Consider the following 19,839-nt stretch of genomic DNA (forward strand, 5'->3'; position numbering starts at 1 on the left):
TGCAGAACGCAGATCCTCATTGCTGCGCATCAGCCATTCAACAGCTAGAGCAATTCCAGGAAAAGTGTGAGCGGTTTTCCGTCCGGAATTGCTTAAAAAACAAAGAGATAGGGCGTTTCGCCGTTTCCGTGAAAACGGTGAAACGCACTAGCCGAACAGACGATGAACTTGGCCGTTCAGCTGTATGCCGAGTCCTCGGCTGCGAAACTTATGGACGATTGACCTCTTCTCTTGCCAGCGACGCTTCTCAGCTTGGCGCCCATGGAACCAAAGGACACCGCCAGCAAGAAGACAACATACGCCAATGCCGAATATAAAGAGAGGATCGCCCTGTTCGCCGCCACCAAAGAATATCGCCGAGACGATAAACACACCGCCCGCGAGCGCGCCGACCCAGGCTGCTATGCCGCATCTGGAAAGCCCATCGTGCTGGCCGCAAAGAAAGCGGTAGCGCTCAGCGAGGCGCGCTTCGTCTTCGCTCAGCTTTAGCGCGCAGTCTCCGTTGGCTTCATGCAGCATATTTTACCCCCTGCTTCCTTTGCATACGGGGTATCGGCGGCAAATGTTTCATTCAAGCGAGGGACAAGTTGCAATTTTTCGCACCGTTATGATGCCGTCGCGATGCAATGTGCAATAACTGGGTCAGGGGTAATGCTGAGCGTGGCTGGGCCGCTCTACGGAAGTCGCGACAATCCGTATGGCACTTTGCTTGGCCGTGATTCAGGGGCGGTGTTATTGAGAGCGGTCCTTCATTCGCACGGCGGAGGCTCCATCGAGATTTGTTATAACAACATCAGCCGGCGCCCTGTATCTAGTCCGTGCCCCCGCCGGTCAGGCCCGGCCCGTGGGCTCCCCCGTTCTCGTGCCGGGCCGCTCGCTTATTGAGCAGCGAATACGCAACACCGGGCCGATTTCTCAGAGGCCGACCAGGCGCGGCGGTTCAACCAACGCCACTCCAGCGGGCGAGTTGTCGAGCCGCCCTTCGCGGTCCGGCTTGCGATCAGCCAAACGCCGCTGAGTGCTTTTCGAACAACGCCAATTTGTCGGCATACCCGATGCGGTTCGCAGCTCCGCAGCCCTCACATTTGAAGGTCGAGATCACCTTGAACCACGACCCTTTTCTTTTGAAGGCATGGTCACATTCCAAGCACTTGAATTCCAAGTCGGCATCATTCAGCGCCGCGGACAGGGGCATCGCTCACCTCCAATGACGTGTCCCTCATTCGCAATCATGCTGCCCGAAGACTATGAGCAAGATCACATGTTAATGCTGGGCCTGTTGCGCCTTGATGACAGGACCTCAGTCCCAATCGGCGTGCCCGCTGGCGATTGATGCCGCTCTCCTATCGCCCGATCAGCGTCAGCCCGAAAAGGATGGCGAGCCAAAGCCCGGCTGCCGCGACGGCGAGCCGCGGCAAGGTGCCTGTCAGATGCATGAACAGCAGGGCGATCAGGACCGCCTTGGCGGCCGCGATCGCCAGGTTGAGGGCGACATTGAAGCCGCCGAGATCGAGGAAGGAGGAAGCCACCGTCAGCGCCAGCAGCGCGAGCAGCCCGAGATAGCCGAAGGTGAGTTTGCGCAATTCGCTCATCGGTTGATCAGGTAAAGGACGGGGAACATGAACACCCAGATGATGTCGACGAAATGCCAATAGAGGCCGACGGCAACCACCCGGCGCAGGCGGCTGGCAGGGCTGGCGGGCCGCCAGAGCGCAATCATGCCAGCGATGACGACGATGCCGCCGATCAGGTGCAGCGCATGCAGCGAGGTCATCGCGAAATAGAGGCCGAAGAAGAATTCGGCGTGCACGGGATCCGGTCCTGCATAGCGGAACGGCAGGCCGAGAAGCGGGGCCAGTCCTTCGCTGATCTCCTTGCCGTATTCGATCCCCTTCATGATCAGGAAGGATACGCCCAGCGCGGCAGTCGCGACCATCGCCCAAATTGTCGGGCGCCAACGTCTATGAAGCGCAAGCATATGCGCCAGCGCCATGGTGAAGCTGCTGGTGATCAGCACGGCCGTGTTGAAGGTGCCGAGCGGCAGCGAAAGATGCTTGGAAGCCGCCGCGAAGGCCGGGCCGAAATCGATATGCGCGATGAGGAAGACCAGGAAAATCGCGCCGAACAGCATCGCCTCGGAGCCAATGAACACCCACATCGCAAAATTGTCGGCGCGCCGTTCGCGCTGGGGCGTTTCGAAAGCGACGCTTTCGGTGCCGCTCATCGCGCCGCTTCCTCCCGGTGCGGGCTGAAGCGCTCGTGCTCGAGCCCCTTCATGTCGTAGGCATAGGCCGGTCGCGTCACGACCGGCATGGTCTCGAAATTATGCGGCGGCGGCGGCGAGCTCGTCTGCCATTCGAGCCCCGTGGCGTTCCACGGATTGTCTGGCGCGCGGGCGCCGCGAAACAGCGACCAGCCGAGGTAGAACAAGGGCATCAGATAGCCGATCGCCAGCACCACCGCGCCGCCCGAGGACAATACGTTCCAGAACTGGAACTCCGGCGGATAGGTATGATAGCGCCGGGGCATGCCGTTGAAGCCCAGCACATATTGCGGGAAGAAGGTCAGATTGAAGCCGACGAAGGTGACGGTCGCCGCAATCCTCCCCGACGTTTCCGAATACATGCGGCCGGTCAATTTCGGCCACCAGAAATGCAGGCCCGCCATGTAGGCCGTCACCATGCCGCCGACCATGATGTAGTGGAAATGCGCGATGACGAAGTAGGTGTCGTGGACATGCACGTCGACCGCCAACGCCGCAAGGAACAGCCCCGCCAGCCCGCCGAAGGTGAACAGCGCCAGGAAGAACAGCGCATAGAGCATCGGCGTCTCGAAGCTGATCTCGCCCTTGCGCAGCGTCAGGCTCCAGTTGAAAACCTTGATCGCCGACGGGATCGCGACGCAGAAGGACAGGAACGAGAACACCACGCCGGCATAGGCCGACTGCCCGCTGACGAACATGTGGTGGCCCCAGACCAGGAAGCCGAAGACGGCGATCGCCATCGACGACATCGCCACCGCCTTGTAGCCGAACAGCGGCCGGCGGCTGAAGCAGGGCAGCACCTCCGACACCACACCCATGCCGGGCAGGATCATGATGTAGACGGCCGGGTGGGAGTAGAACCAGAAGAGATGCTGGAAGAGCAGCGGATCGCCGCCGAGATCGGGATTGAAGATGCCGATGCCGAACACGCGCTCCAGCACGATCAGGATCAGCGATGCGGCGAGCACCGGCGTTGCCAGCACCATCACCAGGCTGGTGGCGTAAAGCGTCCAGACGAAAATCGGCAGTCGGAACCAGGTGAGCCCCGGCGCGCGTAGCGTGTGAACCGTGACGATGAAATTGATGCCGGTCATGATCGTCGAGAAGCCGACGATGAAGACGCCGAAGGCCGCGGTCGAGACGAAGCCGTTGGCATAAAGCGTCGACAGCGGCGTGTAGAAGGTCCAGCCGGTATCGACGCCGCCGGCCACCACTGCAAACAGCGCGAACAGGCTGCCGAAAATGAAGACGTACCAACTGGCGAGGTTGAGCCGCGGGAAAGCGAGGTCGCGCGCGCCGATCATCAGCGGCAAAAGGAAATTGCCCATGGTCGCCGGGATCGACGGCACCAGGAAAAACCAAACCATGATGATGCCGTGCAGCGAGAACAGCCTGTTGTAGACGTCGTCGGAGACGAGGTCGCCTGCCGGCGTCGCCAGCTCGATCCGCATCAGCACCGCCATCGCGCCGCCGAGGAAGAAGAAGGCCGTTAGCGAGATGAGATAGAGCCACGCAACGCGCTTATGGTCGGTGGTGAGAAGCCATGCCCGCAGGCCGCTGCCTTGGCCGAGATATGTACCCTGCATCGCCGCGTTGGTCATGGCCTGGCTCCAGCCGTTGGTCGAGGCGAAAGCGACTTCAGATAGGCAAGCAGCATCTGCAGCTCGCCTTCGTCGATCAGGCCATCGAAGCTCGGCATGACCGGCTCGTAGCCCGCCGCGATCTCCTTCTTCGGGTTGAGGATGGAGTCGCGCAAATAGCCCTCGTCGGCGATCACCGTCTGCTGATTGTCGAGCGCCACCGGCCGGCCGAAGATGCCGTCAAGCGACGGCGCCCTCACCTTGCTGCTCGCGCCATGGCAGCCGGAGCAGCCCAGCGCGCGAAACAGCTTCTCGCCGCTCGCGGCAAGCGTCTCGCCTTCGCCCTGGCTGTTCAGCCACGCGGCATATTGCTCGGGCGCCATCACAGTCACCCAGCCGCCCATTTCGGAATGCTGAGTGCCGCAATATTGAGCGCAGAACAGGTGGTAGCGGCCGGGCTCGGTGGCAATGAACCAGATATGTGTCGTGCGTCCAGGCACCGCGTCCTGCTTGATGCGGAACGCCGGCACGTAGAAGGAGTGGATGACGTCCTGCGAGGCGAGCGACACGACCACCGGTTTGCCGACCGGAACGTGCAGCTCGTTGATCTCGCGCTGGCCGCCGGGTTGCCTGAACTCCCACATCCACTGTTTGCCAAGCCCCGTGATCTCCAGCGCGTCCGCCGGCGGATGATCGCGGCGAACGAAAAGCACTGCGCCCCAGCCGAAGAAGATGAAGGCGATGACCAGGCTGGCGACGGTCCAACTTGTTTCCAGCCACAGGGTACGGGAACGCTGTCCTGTGCGATCCGCCTTCGAGCCGACGCGGTATTTCACCGCGTAGCCGACGACGAGGCCGGTGAGTGTCAATCCGAGAACGGCTGAGAAAACGAGCAGCGTGTAAAACAGCGCATCGACATAGCCGGCTTCGGACGAGGCTTCGTGCGGGAAGAAGGGAACCCCGAAGCTCACCTTGCCCTCCGGCGGGTTTGCCAGAGCACGATCGCGGCGAGACCAAGCGCCGTTGCCAAACTTGTCACTTTCAGCGCCGCCCAGATTACGGGAGTGTACTGGCCTTTCGAACTGTCGAACCCCGCGCAAAACAGGAAGACATGATCGGCAATCGACCCGAGCTTGTTGGCTGACGCTTCGACCAGCGCGAGCTGGAGATCGCGCGGCGTGAAGGTCAAGGCCGGCAATACCTGCGAAATTCGGCCGGAAGGCGTCAGCGCAATGACCGCGATCGGATGCACGAACTGATCGATACTCTTACGTCGGTCGAAAGTGATGCCGGCCTCGTTGGCCAGCGCCGCACCGGCGCCATCACTGCCAGTAAGGAAACGCCAAGCGGAGGCGCCAGCGGGACCGGCGGCGGAGGCGATTTCAGCTTGCGCTTCTGCGGCATCGGCGGAGGTCTCTTCGGGGTCGATCGAGATGAACAGCGCGCGATAATCCGCAGGGCGAAGGGATGTCTTCTTCAGGTCGGATGCGACGGCCTGCTGGGTGACGCCACAAAGGTTCGGGCATTTATCGTAGCCGAAGATGACAAGCGCCGGACGTCCGCCAAGCGTCTCGCCAAGCGTCAGCTTCCGGCCGCTTGTATCGACCAATTCTCGCTCAAGGCTGAGCTGCGCGCCGAGCTTCGGATCGAAGCTCGGTCGTTCCGCGGCAATCGCCATGCCGGCAATGAACAGACAAAGCGCAGCCAACAAGCTTCTCATCGCCCTGTCTCGCCTTGCTGTCGGCAATTCCGGGCCCGCAGCGCACGGGGAACCGCCGCCGTGAGCAGGGCGCAATCAGGCTCCGTGGCCGCTGCCGTCGGTCGCGACCAATCCGGCAGGCCGTGGCTGACCACCGCCCACATGGCGTCGTCGATCGGGATGCGGGCGATGCCGGCGTTGCGGTCGACCCAGCCAAGCGTCGTGAGCTGACGATCCTCCTCGGCGCGGAAAGCGGCCAGATCCTGCTGCGGCGTGGTCTGGAGATCCGGGTTCTCGGGATTGGTATTGGCTGGCAGCGGCAACCAGGTCGGCGCGGTGTTGAAGACGAGCTTCACGCCGATCGCAGCTAAAGCGATGAACAGCAACAGCCCGCCGCCGAAAGCGAGCAGCACACGCGGCTGGACATCGCGCGTCTCGGGATGACGGTGCGCCTTAGCCATGGGCGACCTCCCGTTTCCACCAGACGATCCTGTCCGGCCGGCGGAGCAGGAAAAGGAACAGCGCGAGCCATAGTCCGCCCAATCCCATCCAGACGGCCGCATCATGCCACAATGCCAGGACGCCGCCGGCAAAGAGCGGTGGCCGGATTCGCCAGAAGACGTCGATGAAATGGCCGGCCAGAGCGACAGCGGCGAGCCAGACAAGGCCGCGATGGCTGCGCTTCAGCCTTCGGCTGAGCAAGCCTGTGAAAGCCGCGACGTGCAAGGCAATCAGCAACCAAAGAAGATACAGCCAGCCGCCCGCGGAGCGCACGACGTACCAGCGGATCTCGTCGGGCAAGTCGCCGCCCCAGACGACGACCCACTGCATGAACATGAGGTAGATCCAGGCCAGCACGAAGCCGAGCAGCATGTTGGCAAGATCCTCGCTGAGCGCGACATCTTCCTCGCCGCCGGGCATGACCTCCACCGCCCGCCTTGCCGCCAGCACCAGGACGGCAACCGCGAATGCCCCGACCACCTCGGCCGAGGCTTCGCAAAGCGCATAGATGGTCGAGGTGAATTCCGGCTCGAGCGACAGCATCCAGTCGATGGCAAAGATGCTGACGGCCAGCGCATGAAGGATGAGGCCCAGCGCGTATTTTTTTCCGCTAAGGTTGTTCGAGCTGACCTCTTCGCTTGTCGCGTCGAGCACCATCCACGCGAGAACGAGCCAGATAGCAGCGCAGGAGGCGAAGCGCAGCAGGAAGAACGGCACGTTGAGATAAGCAAGCTTCTCTCGAACCTGCTCAGAACGCATCGCGCTATCGGCGCCGGCCCATGGGAAGATCAGGTCGAGCCTCATCAGCACCGGCAGGAGCAAGATGAGCGCAAATGGCAGCATCGCAATCATGATCCGCAAAGGCTGGCGGACCGGATCGCCCCAGCGTCCACCGGTCAGCCCGTGCACCATCAGTATCGTCAGCGCCCCGAGCGGCAGGCTGAGCGCGACGAGAGCTGCGGGAAGCCAGGCGCCCAGCATCGCTTTGGTATCGAGAGATGCGTCCAGACCGCAGAGAACAAGTCCCACGATACCTACCACCGCAAAACCTTGATTGAGGCGGCTCATGGCGAGGCCTCCGCTTCGAGACGCGCGCGCATGCTTTGCGGAAGTTCGGCGACTGGAGCGTCGCGCGAATATTGCAGCGCGCGGATATAGGCGACGATCGCCCAGCGGTCCTGCGGCGGCACTCGCGCCGCGTAGGAATACATGGCGCCATAGCCGTTGGTGATGACGTCGTAGAAGTGCCGGTCCGAGGCCTTGCGCAGGGCTTCCTGGTGGTAGCTCGGCGGCGCCGGAAAGCCGCGCTGGACGATCATGCCGTGACCATCGCCGGTGCGGCCGTGACAGGGCGAGCAGAAGATGTCGAAACGCTGCTGCCCGCGCTGCAGCAGCTCGATCGTGATCGGATAAGGGATTTTGTCCGGGACCGGCGTCAGATCGGCGTCGCGCGCCACCGTTCCTGTAACGGGCGTCCGCGCCGACATGCCGTCGGCGAACTGGTTACTGGCCTCCAGCGGATCGTAGCGCGGCTGGTCCTCCATATCCTGCCGGCAGCCGGCGACGGCCAGCGCACCCAACATAAGCGTGAGGCCGAGGCGCCTCACGCCTCGACCTCCTCGACCATCTCGGCGCCGAGCCGCGTCAGTTGGCCCCTGGTCACGCCCTTGCGGTATTTGGGATCAGCCGCTTCGATCAGCAGATAGAACTTGCCGCCGCGCGCGTAGCTGAAGCTCTCGGCGTTGAAGACGGGATGATGATAGCGGGGCAGCCCATTGGCCGCGAGCACGCCCAGGAAACCCGCGAAGGCGGCGCCGAGAATGCCGGCCTCGAACGCGATGATGACGAAAGGCGGCCAGGAATGCAGCGGCCGGCCGCCGACATTGATGGGATAGTCGACTTCGACAGAGTACCAGATCAGCGCATAAACGAGAGCCGCGCCGGCAATGCCGCCGGCGAGCACGGCCCAGGGCAGGCGCGTCTTCGGTATCTCCAATATCCCTTCCAGGTCCTTCATCGGAAACGGCGAGAACGCATCCATGCGCCGATAGCCGCGCTCGCGCATGCCGCGCGCCGCCGCGATGAGCGCTTCGGGACCGGCAAACACCGCCATGAGGCCGTAGAGGCTCATCGGATCTTGCCCTCCTCTTCGGCCAGTTCCTCGACCTCGAAGATGGTGATCGCCGGCAGGATACGGATGAACAGGAAGACGAGCGCGAAGAAGGTGCCGATCGAGCCGAACAGGATGCCGAAATCGAGCCAGGCCAGCGACTGCTCGCCCCAGGCAGACGGCAGGTAGTCGCGGCTCGGCCCCGTCACGACGATGATGTAGCGCTCGATCCACATGCCGACATTGATGGCGACGGCGATCGCGAACAGCAGCGGCATGTTGCGGCGGATGCGTCTGAACCACAGCAATTGCAGCACGCCGCAGTTCAGGCTCAGCATTATCCAGAACAGCGGCGCATAGGGACCCAGCGCGCGCTGCGCCATCATGGTGCGTTCGTAAGGCTCGCCCGAATACCAGGCGAAGAATGCTTCCGAGAGATAGCCATAGGCGACGACCATGCCCGCGGCGATCATCAGCTTGGCGGCATTGTCCATGTGCCTGAGCGTGATCAGGTCCTTGACCGAGAAGGCCCACCGCAAGGGGATGGCAATGGTGAGCACCATGGCGAAGCCGGAGAGCAGCGCGCCGGCGACGAAATAGGGCGGGAAGATCGTCGAGTGATAGCCCGGCGTGATCGCGAAGGTGAAGTCGAGCGAAACGATCGAATGAACCGAAACGACCAGCGGCGTGGCGAGCGCCGCGAGCAGGAAATAGACGACCTGGTAGCGCGCCCAATGATAGGCAGAGCCGCGCCAGCCGAGCGCCAATATGCCGTAGAAGAGCTGCGCCGGTCTCGACCTGGAACGGTCGCGCAGCACTGCAAGGTCCGGCAGCAGCCCCATATACCAGAACAGCAGCGAGACGGTCGCGTAGGTGGCGATTGCCGCGAAGTCCCAGACCAGCGGGCTTCGCCATTGCGGCCAGTGCATATGCACATTGGGCAGCGGCAGCAGCCAGTAGAAGAACCACGGTCGCCCAAGATGCAGGATGGGAAACAGGCCGGCCATGGCGACGGCAAACAGCGTCATGGCCTCGGCGAAGCGGTTGATCGAGGCGCGCCAGGGTTGGCGCAGCAGCAACAGCACCGCCGAGATCAGCGTGCCGGCATGACCGATGCCGATCCACCAGACGAAATTGGAGATCATCGTGCCCCAGACCACCGGCATGTTGATACCGAGGCCGCCGACGCCGACCGCGATGAGATAGGTGATCGAATAGAGCAGCAGCAAAACCAGCAAGAAGCAGAGCAGGAACGCTGTCCAGAAATGGCGCGGCAGGCGGCCGTTGAGCACAATGGAGCCGATGCGGCCGCTGATCTCGGGAAAATCGTGACGGCCGCGCAGGACAGCCGGGCTGTTCGCGCTCGCTTCAGCCATCGGTCGCCTCGCCCGGCTTGGTAAGCTTGCCGTTCGGATTGGAAATCTTGCCGAGATAGGTGGTGCGCGGCCGTGTGTTCAGTTCCTCCAGCAGCGCGTAATTCTGCGGCGCGCTTTTCTCGCGAACCACCTTTGCATCTTTCTTGTTGCGGTCGCCGAAGGTGATAGCCTGGGTCGGGCAGGCCTGCTGACAGGCGGTGACGACTTCGCCATCGGCGATGTCGCGGTTCTCGATCTGCGCCTGGATGCGCTTGGCGCTGATGCGCTGGACGCAATAGGTGCATTTCTCCATCACACCGCGCGAGCGTATGCTGACATTGGGGTTATGGGCGCCCTGCTCCGGACCTGCGTCGTCCTTGTCGAAGGATTGATGATCGAGGAAGTTGAAGCGCCGCACCTTGTAGGGGCAATTCTGCGAGCAGTAGCGCGTGCCGATGCAGCGGTTATAGACCTGCGCATTCAGCCCATCATGCGTGTGCACGGTGGCGTTGACCGGGCACACCACTTCGCAAGGCGCCTTCTCGCAATGCATGCAAGGGACCGGCTGGAAAAAAGTGTCGGGCGCATCGAGCGGTCCGGCATAGTAGCGATCGACGCGCAGCCAGTGCATTTCGCGGCCGCGCTCGCATTCCTCAGGCCCGACCGGCGCGATGTTGTTCTCCGCCTGGCAGGCCGAGACGCAGGCCATGCAGCCGATGCAGGCCGAGAGGTCGATCGCCATCGCCCAGGCTTCCTGATTGTAAGGCCAGTCGGGATAGAGCGATTCCGTTGGCGCCGGCGGCGCATCCTTGCGCACGAAATCCGGATTCCGCCGGAATGCATCGAGAGACGCGTGGCGCACGATGGCGCGGCCTTCCATCGCTTGGTGATGCTGCGTGGTGATGACCCGCATGCTGTTCCCGCGCGGCGCGATGGCCGCGCCGGTCGCGAACCATTCCGAACCACGGCGCAAGTGGAAGGCATCGTAGCCTTGCGATAGCGCAGCAACGGAACCGACCTTTCGCCCGAAGCCGAAGGACAGCGTTATCGTCTCGTCCGGATGACCGGGCACGATCCAGGCAGGTGCATCGACATCCGCCCCATTGGCAGCGACATTGACGACCTCGCCATTTCCGACCTTCAGTCGCTCGGCGGTGGCGGGCGAGACGAGCGCAGCGTTGCCCCACACAATCTTCGTCAAGGGTCGCGGCAGTTCCTCCAGCCATGAGGCGTTGGCAAAACGGCCGTCGCGCAACCAGGGGTCCGCGACGAAGCGGATATCGATGCCGTTGCCTGCCTTGGCTGCCGGCTTCAGTCCCGCCAGGTCCGGCGGCACTGTGACGGATACCGGTCTGGCGGCACTGTCCGCTATGAAGCCATCGCGCAGAGCCTTTCTCCAGGCATCATCATCGAGTTGCGTCCAATGCTGCCGCATAAGCGAAAGCGGATCGGCCTCGAACCCGCCGCCAAGCACGGCAAGAAGCTGATGCGCGGTCTTGCCGTCGTAAAGCGGCGTGATCAGCGGCTGCACCAGGGAGGTGCTGCCGTCATAGGCGCGGATGTCGCTCCAGCTTTCGAGCTCGTGCGCCGCGGGCACATGCCAGTGCGCCAGGAACGCCGTCTCGTCGCGGTAGAGGCCGTGATGGACCAGCAGATTCAGTCCCGAAAAAGCCTTGCGCATATCGAGGTTTGCCGGGCCGGTGTGCAGCGGGTTTGCACCCAGCGCCACGACGGTGTCCACAGCCCCATCGCCGATTGCCTCGCGCAGCGCTCCGAGATCGCCGTCGACCGACAGCGAATCCGGCGGCTCGATCAGCTCGACCGTGTTGCCAAGCGCGCCAAGCTTCGCATTGGCGGCAAGCGCGACCGCTTGAACGAAGGCTATCTGCTGCGTCCCTGCGATGACAAGGCCGTTGCGGCCTGCCGCTATCAGGTCGTCGACCAGCGCGGCCATCCACGCCAGGTCGGCCGGCGAGCCGGAAGCTCCGGTTTGGCCGGTCAACGCCGCGTTCAGTCCGGCAGCCACGGCTTCGACATCGCTTGGCTTGATCGCAAGCCGGTGATCGGCGGCGGCTCCGGTGATTGTCGGCGTCGACTCCACCGCATAAAGCCGGCTCATCCGGTCGGACGGATCGCGTACACGTCGCCGCGCAGCAAAGTCGCGCGCATAAGCGAGCCGCCCCGGTCCTTCGCCGAGGAAATCGGCGTCGAGGCTGACGATCGTTTTAGCACGATCAAAGCGATAGACCGGCGTCAGCGCCGACCCGAACAGGGTACGCGACGCCTCCATCGCGGCCGGCATCGCCAACGGATCATGGCGATAGAGTTTCAACCTCGGATAGCGTGTCCGCAGCGCATCCAGCTGCGCCGCGAGCGTCGGCGAGGTGGTCGCTTCAACCAGCAACGCCCCGCCCTGCCCTTGCGATGCCGTCCATCGCGAAACGAGCCCCGCCATTGTCTTCAGGAAATCGCCGTACGATGCCGGCTGGCCGTCCTTGAGCGGCGTGCGTGAACGGTCCGGGTCGAACAGCGTCAGCACGGCTGCCTGCATCACCGCGTCGGTGGCGCCGCGCGAGGCCGGATGGTCGGGATTGCCTTCGATCTTGGTCGGCCGCCCTTCATGGCTTTCGACGATGGCGCCGATACCGAAGCCGTCACTCGACAGCGTCGTCGCATAGTAGACAGGCTTGCCGGGGACCAGGATTTCCGGCTGGCGCACATAGGGCACGATGTTTTCCGCCCTGCTGCAGGCGGCCAGCCCGGCAAGCGACAGCGAGGCGCTCATCAGCTTCAGCAGCGTGCGCCGGTTCGGCTTTGCCGGCAGGCGTTCCGCGATTGCCGGGAACTCGGCCTCGACGAAGCGGCGGAAATCGGCAGCGCCGGCGATCTCGTCGAGGCTGCGCCACATTTCACCGCCATGCGCCAGCCGCTTGCGCAGAGCCTTGATGTCGATGGCGGAACCAGGCCTGTCAGCGATGGCAGACATAGCAATCCGTCATCGTCTCGGGATGGATGTCGAGCACGCCGATCAGCTGCCGCCTGATCTCAGCGATGTCGGCGGGCGGCTGCCAGCGCATCAGGAACACGTCCTGCGGGGGACGTAAATTCGGCTCCGGATTGCGATGGCACCCAAGGCACCACTCCATACTGAGCGTATGCGCCCGCATCGTCAGCGGCATCTGGTCGACCTCGCCATGGCAGGTCTCGCAGGCGACGCCTTTGTTGATGTGGATCGCATGATTGAAGAAGACAAAATCCGGAACGCCGTTGACGCGCTGCCATTCGATCGGCTTGCCGCCGGCTAGGCTTGCGCGCACCGGCGCCAGCATGCCGGCATTGGTGAAAAGCTGCGAATGGCAGGTCATGCAGACCTCGGTCGCCGGCAAACCCGCCGAAGACGAGGTCTCGACGCCATTGTGGCAATAGCGGCAGTCGATGCCGAGCTGGCCGACATGGTGCTTGTGGCTGAACGGCACCGGCTGCGCCAATGGCTCACCTACTCCCGTTACCAGGTCCGAACGGGGAAGGATTGTCCCGATCGCGGCTGCGATCAACAGAACCGCACAACTTCCCCAGATGACAAAGCGCGCAACGCCATTGGCGTTTTTCGAGAAGATTTGCGGCATCCCCTCGCCGATTCTGCTGAAGGCAAACCCAGAGTTGACGCCCCCTAACGGTGCTTTCGCCGCCAAGGTTCCGCGCCCGCGTCGGAATCACAGAATGGTGACTGCAACCGGGAACAGGTCGCGGATTTAATCCGCAACCACCGCCGCTCCCATGCGTTCGGCGTTCGGCGGCCGCCACTTCACGGAAACCAAGGTCGGCACGAAGTCATCGCCCACGCTTTGCCGACCGGGTGACAGAGATCGGCCACCCGGGCTAAAGACTTCAGCGCTTCAGGTCGTTGCGACGCCGCCCCGTCGGCTGTGACGGACCGCCCTTCCGCTCCGCCGGCCGCCGGCTTCGGCGCCTGGCGAGGAAATACATCCAGATCAGAATGAGGATCAGAGGGATACCCGCGATGGGCAGCATCCACACCCCAAGGTGAAACATGGGTTTCGCCCTATTAGAGAAAATGCGCATGCATCGCAGGCATGCTCAAGCGAGCAACTGCTCGATCCTGATCGGCAAATCGCGGATGCGTTTGCCGGTGGCATGGTAGACTGCGCTGGCAACAGCCGCGGCCGTGCCGACATTGCCCAGTTCGCCCAAGCCCTTCACGCCGGCCGGGTTGACCGCGTGGTCGACTTCCGGAACCAGGATCACCTGCAGGTCCTTGATGTCGGCATTCACCGGCACAAGATAGTCCTGCAGGTCGCGGTTGACGTAGCGGGCATAGCGGCTGTCGACTTCCGTCGCTTCATGCAGCGCCTGGCCGATGCCCCAGATCATGCCGCCCATCAGTTGGCTGCGCGCGGTGCGCGTGTTCATGATGCGGCCGGCCGCGAACGCGCCGACGATGCGCGGCACGCGGATCTCCCTCGTGTAGCGGTTGATGCGGACTTCGACGAACTCGGCGCCGAAGGCGTATTTCACCGAATCCTCATCCTGCTCGCCACCGTGGAATTCCGGCATGCCGGCATAGAGCTTCTTCAGCGCTTCGGGCGTCGCACCCTTGGGCGCGAACTCGGCGTATTCCTCGATCGCGCCGACCTGCATGGTCTTCAGGACATCTTCGATCTTTGCCGAAGCGCCGCCCTTGGCCACGATCTTTCCGTCGGCGAGGTCGAGTTCCTCGTTGTGAGAGCCCGCCAGCGGACCGCCCTCGGCAATCGCGCCGGCATAGAGCTTGGTGCGGATGGCGTCGCAGGCCTTCAGCACTGCCGAGCAAACGCTCGCGGTGGAGATCGAGCCGCCCGAGACAGGAGCGGGAGGCAGGCTGCTGTCGCCCATTTCGACGCTGATCCGATCGATGCTGACGCCGAGACGTTCCGACGCCATCTGACCGGCGACGGTGCGCACGCCGGTTCCGATCTCGTGCGAACCGCATTGCAGCCGCACATCGCCATCGACGGTCAGGCGCACCCGCGCCGCGCATGGCGCGACTGCGGTTGGATAGATCGCCGTCGCGCAGCCCATGCCGACCAGCCAGTCGCCGTCGCGCATCGCTCCCACTTTCGGGTCCCGCTTCGCCCAGCCAAAAGCCTCGGCCGCCTGGTCATAGCACTGGATCAGCGAGCGGCTGGAGAACGGCTTCTTGCCGATCGGCTCTGTCTTCGGTTCATTGATCCGGCGGAATTCCACCGGGTCCATGCCGAGCGCTACCGCCATTTCGTCCATGGCGTTTTCCAGCGCATAGACGTAAGGCGTCTCGGGCGGCGAGCGCATGTAGCCGGGGGTGTTGCGGTCCGCCTGCACCAGCGAGACATGTGTCAGCACAGAACCGTAAGCATACATGCGGCCGGTTGCCGACGTGCCGCCCACGACATAGGAGTCCGGCCGCGAGGTGACCTCCCAGCCTTCATGCGCGAAGGCAGTGATGCGGCCGTCCTTGCCGGCGCCGATCCGGATGCGGTGCCTTGTCTCCGCCCTATAGGTCTGAGTGCCGAAGGCCTGCATCCGGCTGGTCACGCAACGCACCGGTCGGCCGAGCCGCCTGGCGGCAACCGCGACGATGGCGGTGCGCGGCGTCATCGGTCCCTTGGAACCGAAAGCGCCGCCGATGAAGGGGCTGACGATGCGCACCTTTGCGGGATCGATCTTCAACTGCCTGGCAAGCTCGACCTTCCAGCCGGTCACGTTTTGCGACGGCTCGTGGACGATCAGCTGGTCGCCCTGCCAGAAGGCGGTGGTCGAGAACAGCTCGATCGGATTGTGGTGCTGCGTGGGCGTCGAATAGCGCCCGTCGATCTTCACCGCGGCCTCTCTATAGGCGGCATCGAAGTCGCCGGCCTTCACGTCTTCCTTGAACAGAGGACTCTTGCCGGCGGCAGGAATGGTTGCCGTGCCCGGACTGTCGAAGCTCGCCGTGGGCGTCTCCGCATCATACTCGGCGCGGATCAACTGCGCCGCCTCTTCGGCGGCTTCGAATGTCTCGGCAACCGCGAGCGCGATGATCTGGCCGTCATGGAAGATCGTCCGGTCATGCAGCGGCCCGATCGAGGTGGCGCCGGAATTGCCGAATTTCGGCTTCTCGACAATGTCCATATCGCCGTAAGTGACGATGTCGAGCAACCCGGGCACGGCACGGGCGTCGTCGAGATGAAGCTTGGCTACCTTGCCCTTGGCAATACTGCTGATGGCCAGCGCGCCGTAGGCGATGTTGGCGGTCGGCAGGTCGGCTGGGTAATGCGCCTGCCCGGTGACCTTAAGCCGTGCATCGACGCGCGGCAGCGGTTGGCCCTGGTTCTCTTTCGGTCTCGGAGCGGCAGTGTCCATGGTCATACCTTCATGTCGCGGGTTTCGAGCAGCGCGCGCACCAGCGTTCGCTTGCCGAGCTCGATCTTGAATGCGTTGTGCTGGCGCGGCTCGGCCCCGGCGAAGGCGGCATCCGCCGCCGCCCCCGCTGAAACCTCGTCGAGCGTCTTTCCTTCCAGGGCTTCCTCCGCGGCTTTGGCACGCCACGGCACGGTCGCCACGCCGCCCAAGGCAATGCGCGCCTCGCGTACGTTGTCGCCGTCCAGGTCGAGCGCAACGGCCGCCGAAGCCAGCGCGAACGCGTAGGATTCGCGGTCTCGGATCTTCAGATAAAGCGAGCGCCGCGCCCATGGCACAGCCGGCACTTCTATGGCGGTGATGATCTCGTCAGCAGCGAGATCGGTCTCGATCTCAGGCGTATCGCGTGGCTGACGATGCAGCTTGGCGAGCGGTATCTTTCGCGCTCCACGCGAGCCTTCGGCACGCACGACGGCATCGAGCGCGATCAGCGCCTGGGCAAAGTCGCCGTGATACGTTGCGATGCAGGCATCGCTGCCGCCCAGCACCGCATGCTGCCGGTTGAAACCCTCCATCGCAGCGCAGCCGGACCCTGGCACGCGTTTGTTGCAGTGCCAGGATGTCTCGCGAAAATATTCGCAGCGCGTGCGCTGCAGGACATTGCCGGCGAGACTTGCCATGTTGCGGATCTGGCCGCTTGCGGCCAGCCGCAAGCTGTCGGCAATAACGGGATAGCCGCGCTTAAGCTCAGCGTGATCTGCCGCCTCACCCATCCGCACCAGAGCCCCGAAGCGGATACCATCGTCGGTCACCCGGATTTGCCTGAGGCCTGGATCCTTGAGCCGGTTGAGGTCAACCAGCCGGTTCGGCTCGGCAACGCCGAGCTTCATATAATCGGCAAGGTTGGTGCCCCCGGCGATGAACTGCACATTCGCTCGCGTCGGCTGGTCGTCCTCGGTCGTGAAGCGGGATGCGATCGCGACGGCCGCGGAAATGTCGGTCGGCTGTTCGTAGACGAAGGGACGCATATCAGGCTCCCTTCATCTGATCGCGTGCCTGCAGGATGGCAGCGACAATGTTTGGATAGGCGGCGCAACGGCAGATATTACCGCTCATATAGTCGCGGATGTCGTCTTCGGATTTTGCGTGCCCTTCATTGATGCAACCAATGGCCGACAGGATTTGGCCCGGCGTGCAGTAGCCGCACTGGAAGGCATCGTGGTCGATGAAGGCCTGCTGCATCGGATGCAGCTTACCGTCGCTGGATGCCAGCCCCTCGACGGTCGTCACATCCTTGCCGGCATTCATCACCGCGAAACTGAGACAGGAGAGCACGCGTTTGCCATCGACAAGAACCGTGCACGCCCCGCACTGTCCATGGTCGCAACCCTTCTTGGTGCCGGTTAGCCCGATATGATCCCGCAAGGCGTCAAGCAGGCTGGTTCTAGTGTCGAGCGACAGCTCATAGGCCTGCTTGTTGATCCGCATCGACGTCACCACTGGCTCACGAAGTTCCGCGCCAGCGGCGGCAGGCGCTTCGGCTTTCGCCGACGAAACGAGTAATGGTGCCGCGGCAGCCGAGACTGTGCCTGTCATGAAATTGCGCCGGCTGAGGCCAAGCGTGGATGGGAGGGAAGGCTGGGACATGGCTCGCTCCTGGCTGGCTGCTCATCGGGGGCTAACCATTCATGCAGGCCATTGTTCCGGCCTGGCCCGCGCGGGATCCTAGGCCTCACAGAAGTGTGATCCTGCCCTTCGAAGATGCTCATCGTGCGGGAACATGCATGCCGGGTTCGAGTTCTACGGCCAACACCAACGCTGATGGCGGGCCGATATGAAATCGAAACTGGTCGCACAGACTTCTGGGCAAAGGACATTCGTGGTTGTGCTGGACCCAGGCGAGGAAGCATTTGCTGCCCTGTCCGACTTCGCCGACGAGCAAGGAATTGCCGGCGCCTCGCTGACCGCGATCGGCGCATTCGAGAAGGCGACCGTTGGCTGGTTCGACTTCGGCTCGAAATCTTACCGCAAGATCCCGGTCGGCGAGCAATGCGAGGTTCTGAGCGCTGTTGGCGACATCGCGGTCGACGACGGCGGCAGACCGAGCCTGCACATCCATGCCGTCCTGGGTCTAAGCGACGGATCGACGCGCGGCGGCCACCTTGTTGAAGGCATCGTCAAGCCTACGCTCGAAGTCACGGTGACGGAATCGCCCGTTCACCTGCGGCGCACCAAACGTTCCGGCCTTGGCATCGCCTTGATCGATCTCGACGCCTGAGGGCCGACGATGGCAGCGGCGGCGACCGACGCGTTTCCTCTCCCCCTCGATACATCCCCGATGGAGGCTCGAATCGACGAAAAACTGCCGCAGGACAAAGGCGTCTGGCAGTTCGAACCGAAATGGGATGGGTTTCGCTGCCTCGCTTTCAAGAATCGCAAAACGGTCGATCTCAGGGCGAAGTCGGGCAAGCCGCTTGGGCGTTACTTTCCCGAACTCACAGCAATGATGCAAAACCTCGAAGCCAAGGATTTCGTGGTCGACGGCGAAATCGTCATCGAGATCGACGGCGCCGCATCCTTCGACGCGCTGCAGATGCGGCTTCATCCGGCCGAGAGCCGGATCCGCAAGCTGAGCGCGGAAACGCCGGCGCGCCTGATCCTGTTCGATATGCTGGTCGCGCCGGGCGGCAAATCGCTGCTCGAAGTCGCGCTGACCCAAAGACGCACGGCAATTGAAGACTTCGTCGCGCAAGCAAACACGGACGCTCTTCAGCTCTCGCCCTGCACCACCAGTTTCGCGACCGCCAGGCGATGGCTGGAGGACGCCGGGCATGGCTCTACCGACGGCGTCGTCGCCAAGCGGCTGAACGATCCCTATCAGCCGGGCGAGCGCGCGATGATCAAGGTCAAGCGGCTGCGCACTGCCGACTGCGTGGTCGGCGGCTTCCGTTATCTGAACGGCAAGTCGCAGGTCGGATCGCTATTGCTTGGCCTCTATAATGAACGAGGCTTGCTTGACCATGTCGGCTTCACCTCGACAATCGCCAACGAGGAACGAGCCACGCTCACGAAGAAGTTGGAGGCGCTGCGTGGCGGGCCCGGCTTCACCGGCAAGGCGCCGGGCGGGCCGAGCCGCTGGAGCACCGAGCGCAGCGGCGAATGGGAGCCGTTGCGGCCGGAACTGGTCGTGGAAGTCCGCTTCGACCACGTCACCGGCGAGCGGTTCCGGCATGGCACTCGATTCATTCGCTGGCGGCCCGAAAAAGCGCCGCGCCAATGCACATTCGAGCAGATCTCGTAGCAGCGCCCCTCCGGAACAACCGACCCCATCAAACGGTTTATGGTTAGAACAGCCCGCGTCACGGACGCACCTATCTTGGAGACGAGAAAATGGATCCGCGCGACAAACAGCGAGCCGCAAGGCGGGATGAAACCGAAGCTCCCGGCATCGAACAACAGGACTGGGACGCTCTTGATAATGGTCGGGTGCCGCCTGGCAGCGTCGCCGTAAACGGCGATCCGGAGGACGATGCCGAAGCACAAGGCGTCCTCCCCGAAGAGGATGACGACAACCCCTATCAGGAGAGCGACGAAGCTTTGCCTGACGACGAGGAAGAGCGTGTGCTGTCGCGGGATCCTTCTAAGGAAGGCAGTCGTTTTGACGAAGCATAGCGAAAGCTAGCAGCGATGGGATTTTCCCGCCTTCGATTGCCTGCAACGCTCCGCGGGCTGCGGGGAGAAGGCATCGCCGCAGAGCAAGGCGGTCGCGGCGCCACATCAGAAGACCGGCCATTGATCAAGGTTACGTGGGATCCCTACCCATGGGCCGTCAAAAATCGGGGGCGCAAATCGGCAGTGGACCCTTCACTGTTTGTAACTGGGGGGAACAACGGAGTGTGGGACAAGTTTTTGATCAAGCAAGCCGCCTCATGTCTGACCTGCAACCATGGCCGAGA

20 protein-coding genes are annotated in these 19,839 nt (G+C 63.2%); 3 read left to right on the forward strand and 17 right to left on the reverse strand.

The genetic code is table 11. From position 1 onward, the window contains the following. Positions 1-147: 147 nt before the first annotated feature. The 17 genes from LB538_RS10930 to LB538_RS11010 all read right to left on the reverse strand — a co-directional run bounded on the left by LB538_RS10930 (position 148) and on the right by LB538_RS11010 (position 17,530). The gene (locus tag LB538_RS10930; protein WP_224522983.1) at positions 148-519 is read right to left on the reverse strand and encodes a hypothetical protein; all 372 of its coding nucleotides are present in this window, start codon (positions 517-519) and stop codon (positions 148-150) included. 481 nt (positions 520-1,000) lie between these two features. Next, the gene (locus tag LB538_RS10935) at positions 1,001-1,195 is read right to left on the reverse strand and encodes a hypothetical protein (protein ID WP_095768656.1); all 195 of its coding nucleotides are present in this window, start codon (positions 1,193-1,195) and stop codon (positions 1,001-1,003) included. Positions 1,196-1,343: 148 nt separating this feature from the next. After that, on the reverse strand, positions 1,344-1,592 hold the full coding sequence (locus LB538_RS10940) for a cytochrome C oxidase subunit IV family protein (RefSeq protein WP_140839051.1): 249 nt from the start codon (positions 1,590-1,592) through the stop codon (positions 1,344-1,346). Then, positions 1,589-2,224: a cytochrome c oxidase subunit 3 gene (locus LB538_RS10945; protein ID WP_224522984.1), complete on the reverse strand. Its 636-nt coding sequence runs from the start codon at positions 2,222-2,224 to the stop codon at positions 1,589-1,591. The genes LB538_RS10940 and LB538_RS10945 overlap by 4 nt, the downstream gene beginning before the upstream one ends. Further along, positions 2,221-3,864, reverse strand: coding sequence for a cytochrome c oxidase subunit I (ctaD, locus tag LB538_RS10950; RefSeq protein ID WP_224522985.1), 1,644 nt, complete (start codon positions 3,862-3,864; stop codon positions 2,221-2,223). The genes LB538_RS10945 and ctaD overlap by 4 nt, the downstream gene beginning before the upstream one ends. Further along, a complete protein-coding gene (coxB, locus tag LB538_RS10955) occupies positions 3,861-4,814 on the reverse strand; it encodes a cytochrome c oxidase subunit II (RefSeq protein WP_224522986.1) in 954 nt (317 codons plus the stop codon). Before coxB ends, ctaD begins: the two co-directional genes overlap by 4 nt. Beyond that, on the reverse strand, positions 4,811-5,551 hold the full coding sequence (locus LB538_RS10960) for an SCO family protein (protein ID WP_224522987.1): 741 nt from the start codon (positions 5,549-5,551) through the stop codon (positions 4,811-4,813). Before LB538_RS10960 ends, coxB begins: the two co-directional genes overlap by 4 nt. Before the next feature lie 8 nt (positions 5,552-5,559). Continuing rightward, positions 5,560-6,003 carry a hypothetical protein gene (locus tag LB538_RS10965; RefSeq protein WP_224522988.1) on the reverse strand — a complete coding sequence of 148 codons (444 nt, stop codon included), beginning with the start codon at positions 6,001-6,003 and terminating at the stop codon, positions 5,560-5,562. Continuing rightward, positions 5,996-7,111: a hypothetical protein gene (locus LB538_RS10970; RefSeq protein WP_224522989.1), complete on the reverse strand. Its 1,116-nt coding sequence runs from the start codon at positions 7,109-7,111 to the stop codon at positions 5,996-5,998. Before LB538_RS10970 ends, LB538_RS10965 begins: the two co-directional genes overlap by 8 nt. Further along, positions 7,108-7,650, reverse strand: coding sequence for a c-type cytochrome (locus LB538_RS10975; RefSeq protein WP_224522990.1), 543 nt, complete (start codon positions 7,648-7,650; stop codon positions 7,108-7,110). Before LB538_RS10975 ends, LB538_RS10970 begins: the two co-directional genes overlap by 4 nt. Beyond that, the gene (locus tag LB538_RS10980) at positions 7,647-8,174 is read right to left on the reverse strand and encodes a DUF3341 domain-containing protein (RefSeq protein WP_224522991.1); all 528 of its coding nucleotides are present in this window, start codon (positions 8,172-8,174) and stop codon (positions 7,647-7,649) included. Before LB538_RS10980 ends, LB538_RS10975 begins: the two co-directional genes overlap by 4 nt. After that, positions 8,171-9,529, reverse strand: a complete 1,359-nt coding sequence (gene nrfD / locus LB538_RS10985; protein ID WP_224522992.1) for an NrfD/PsrC family molybdoenzyme membrane anchor subunit — start codon at positions 9,527-9,529, stop codon at positions 8,171-8,173. Before nrfD ends, LB538_RS10980 begins: the two co-directional genes overlap by 4 nt. Beyond that, on the reverse strand, positions 9,522-12,494 hold the full coding sequence (locus tag LB538_RS10990; protein WP_224522993.1) for a TAT-variant-translocated molybdopterin oxidoreductase: 2,973 nt from the start codon (positions 12,492-12,494) through the stop codon (positions 9,522-9,524). Before LB538_RS10990 ends, nrfD begins: the two co-directional genes overlap by 8 nt. Then, positions 12,478-12,996 (reverse strand): cytochrome c3 family protein, encoded by a 519-nt coding sequence (locus LB538_RS10995; RefSeq protein ID WP_263482418.1) that lies wholly within the window; start codon positions 12,994-12,996, stop codon positions 12,478-12,480. Before LB538_RS10995 ends, LB538_RS10990 begins: the two co-directional genes overlap by 17 nt. 610 nt (positions 12,997-13,606) lie before the next feature. After that, positions 13,607-15,886, reverse strand: a complete 2,280-nt coding sequence (locus LB538_RS11000; RefSeq protein ID WP_140839071.1) for a xanthine dehydrogenase family protein molybdopterin-binding subunit — start codon at positions 15,884-15,886, stop codon at positions 13,607-13,609. 2 nt (positions 15,887-15,888) lie between these two features. Further along, complete coding sequence (locus LB538_RS11005) at positions 15,889-16,911, reverse strand: FAD binding domain-containing protein (protein WP_224522995.1); 1,023 nt, start codon at positions 16,909-16,911, stop codon at positions 15,889-15,891. Position 16,912: 1 nt separating this feature from the next. Next, the gene (locus LB538_RS11010) at positions 16,913-17,530 is read right to left on the reverse strand and encodes a (2Fe-2S)-binding protein (protein WP_140839073.1); all 618 of its coding nucleotides are present in this window, start codon (positions 17,528-17,530) and stop codon (positions 16,913-16,915) included. 187 nt (positions 17,531-17,717) lie between these two features. Between LB538_RS11010 and LB538_RS11015 the strand changes: the two genes are divergently transcribed. The 3 genes from LB538_RS11015 (at position 17,718) to LB538_RS11025 (ending at position 19,555) form a co-directional block, all read left to right on the forward strand. Continuing rightward, positions 17,718-18,161: a PPC domain-containing DNA-binding protein gene (locus LB538_RS11015; protein ID WP_140839075.1), complete on the forward strand. Its 444-nt coding sequence runs from the start codon at positions 17,718-17,720 to the stop codon at positions 18,159-18,161. A gap of 9 nt (positions 18,162-18,170) precedes the next feature. After that, a complete protein-coding gene (locus tag LB538_RS11020; protein WP_140839077.1) occupies positions 18,171-19,184 on the forward strand; it encodes an ATP-dependent DNA ligase in 1,014 nt (337 codons plus the stop codon). Between the two features lie 89 nt (positions 19,185-19,273). Then, positions 19,274-19,555 carry a hypothetical protein gene (locus tag LB538_RS11025; RefSeq protein WP_095768638.1) on the forward strand — a complete coding sequence of 94 codons (282 nt, stop codon included), beginning with the start codon at positions 19,274-19,276 and terminating at the stop codon, positions 19,553-19,555. Positions 19,556-19,839 lie beyond the last annotated feature (284 nt).

It is taken from the genome of Mesorhizobium sp. Ca11 (assembly GCF_020165275.1).
Lineage (GTDB): Bacteria > Pseudomonadota > Alphaproteobacteria > Rhizobiales > Rhizobiaceae > Mesorhizobium.

Coding starts and splice junctions, on each gene's coding strand:
- LB538_RS10930 (WP_224522983.1), bottom strand. CDS start 519: ATGCTGCATGAAGCCAACGGAGACTGCGCGCTAAAGCTGAGCGAAGAC.
- ctaD (WP_224522985.1), bottom strand. CDS start 3,864: ATGACCAACGCGGCGATGCAGGGTACATATCTCGGCCAAGGCAGCGGC.
- LB538_RS11025 (WP_095768638.1), top strand. CDS start 19,274: ATGGATCCGCGCGACAAACAGCGAGCCGCAAGGCGGGATGAAACCGAA.
- LB538_RS11000 (WP_140839071.1), bottom strand. CDS start 15,886: ATGGACACTGCCGCTCCGAGACCGAAAGAGAACCAGGGCCAACCGCTG.
- LB538_RS10980 (WP_224522991.1), bottom strand. CDS start 8,174: ATGAGCCTCTACGGCCTCATGGCGGTGTTTGCCGGTCCCGAAGCGCTC.
- LB538_RS11020 (WP_140839077.1), top strand. CDS start 18,171: ATGGCAGCGGCGGCGACCGACGCGTTTCCTCTCCCCCTCGATACATCC.
- LB538_RS10945 (WP_224522984.1), bottom strand. CDS start 2,224: ATGAGCGGCACCGAAAGCGTCGCTTTCGAAACGCCCCAGCGCGAACGG.
- nrfD (WP_224522992.1), bottom strand. CDS start 9,529: ATGGCTGAAGCGAGCGCGAACAGCCCGGCTGTCCTGCGCGGCCGTCAC.
- LB538_RS10935 (WP_095768656.1), bottom strand. CDS start 1,195: ATGCCCCTGTCCGCGGCGCTGAATGATGCCGACTTGGAATTCAAGTGC.
- LB538_RS10990 (WP_224522993.1), bottom strand. CDS start 12,494: ATGTCTGCCATCGCTGACAGGCCTGGTTCCGCCATCGACATCAAGGCT.
- LB538_RS11010 (WP_140839073.1), bottom strand. CDS start 17,530: ATGTCCCAGCCTTCCCTCCCATCCACGCTTGGCCTCAGCCGGCGCAAT.
- LB538_RS11005 (WP_224522995.1), bottom strand. CDS start 16,911: ATGCGTCCCTTCGTCTACGAACAGCCGACCGACATTTCCGCGGCCGTC.
- LB538_RS11015 (WP_140839075.1), top strand. CDS start 17,718: ATGAAATCGAAACTGGTCGCACAGACTTCTGGGCAAAGGACATTCGTG.
- LB538_RS10970 (WP_224522989.1), bottom strand. CDS start 7,111: ATGAGCCGCCTCAATCAAGGTTTTGCGGTGGTAGGTATCGTGGGACTT.
- LB538_RS10940 (WP_140839051.1), bottom strand. CDS start 1,592: ATGAGCGAATTGCGCAAACTCACCTTCGGCTATCTCGGGCTGCTCGCG.
- LB538_RS10965 (WP_224522988.1), bottom strand. CDS start 6,003: ATGGCTAAGGCGCACCGTCATCCCGAGACGCGCGATGTCCAGCCGCGT.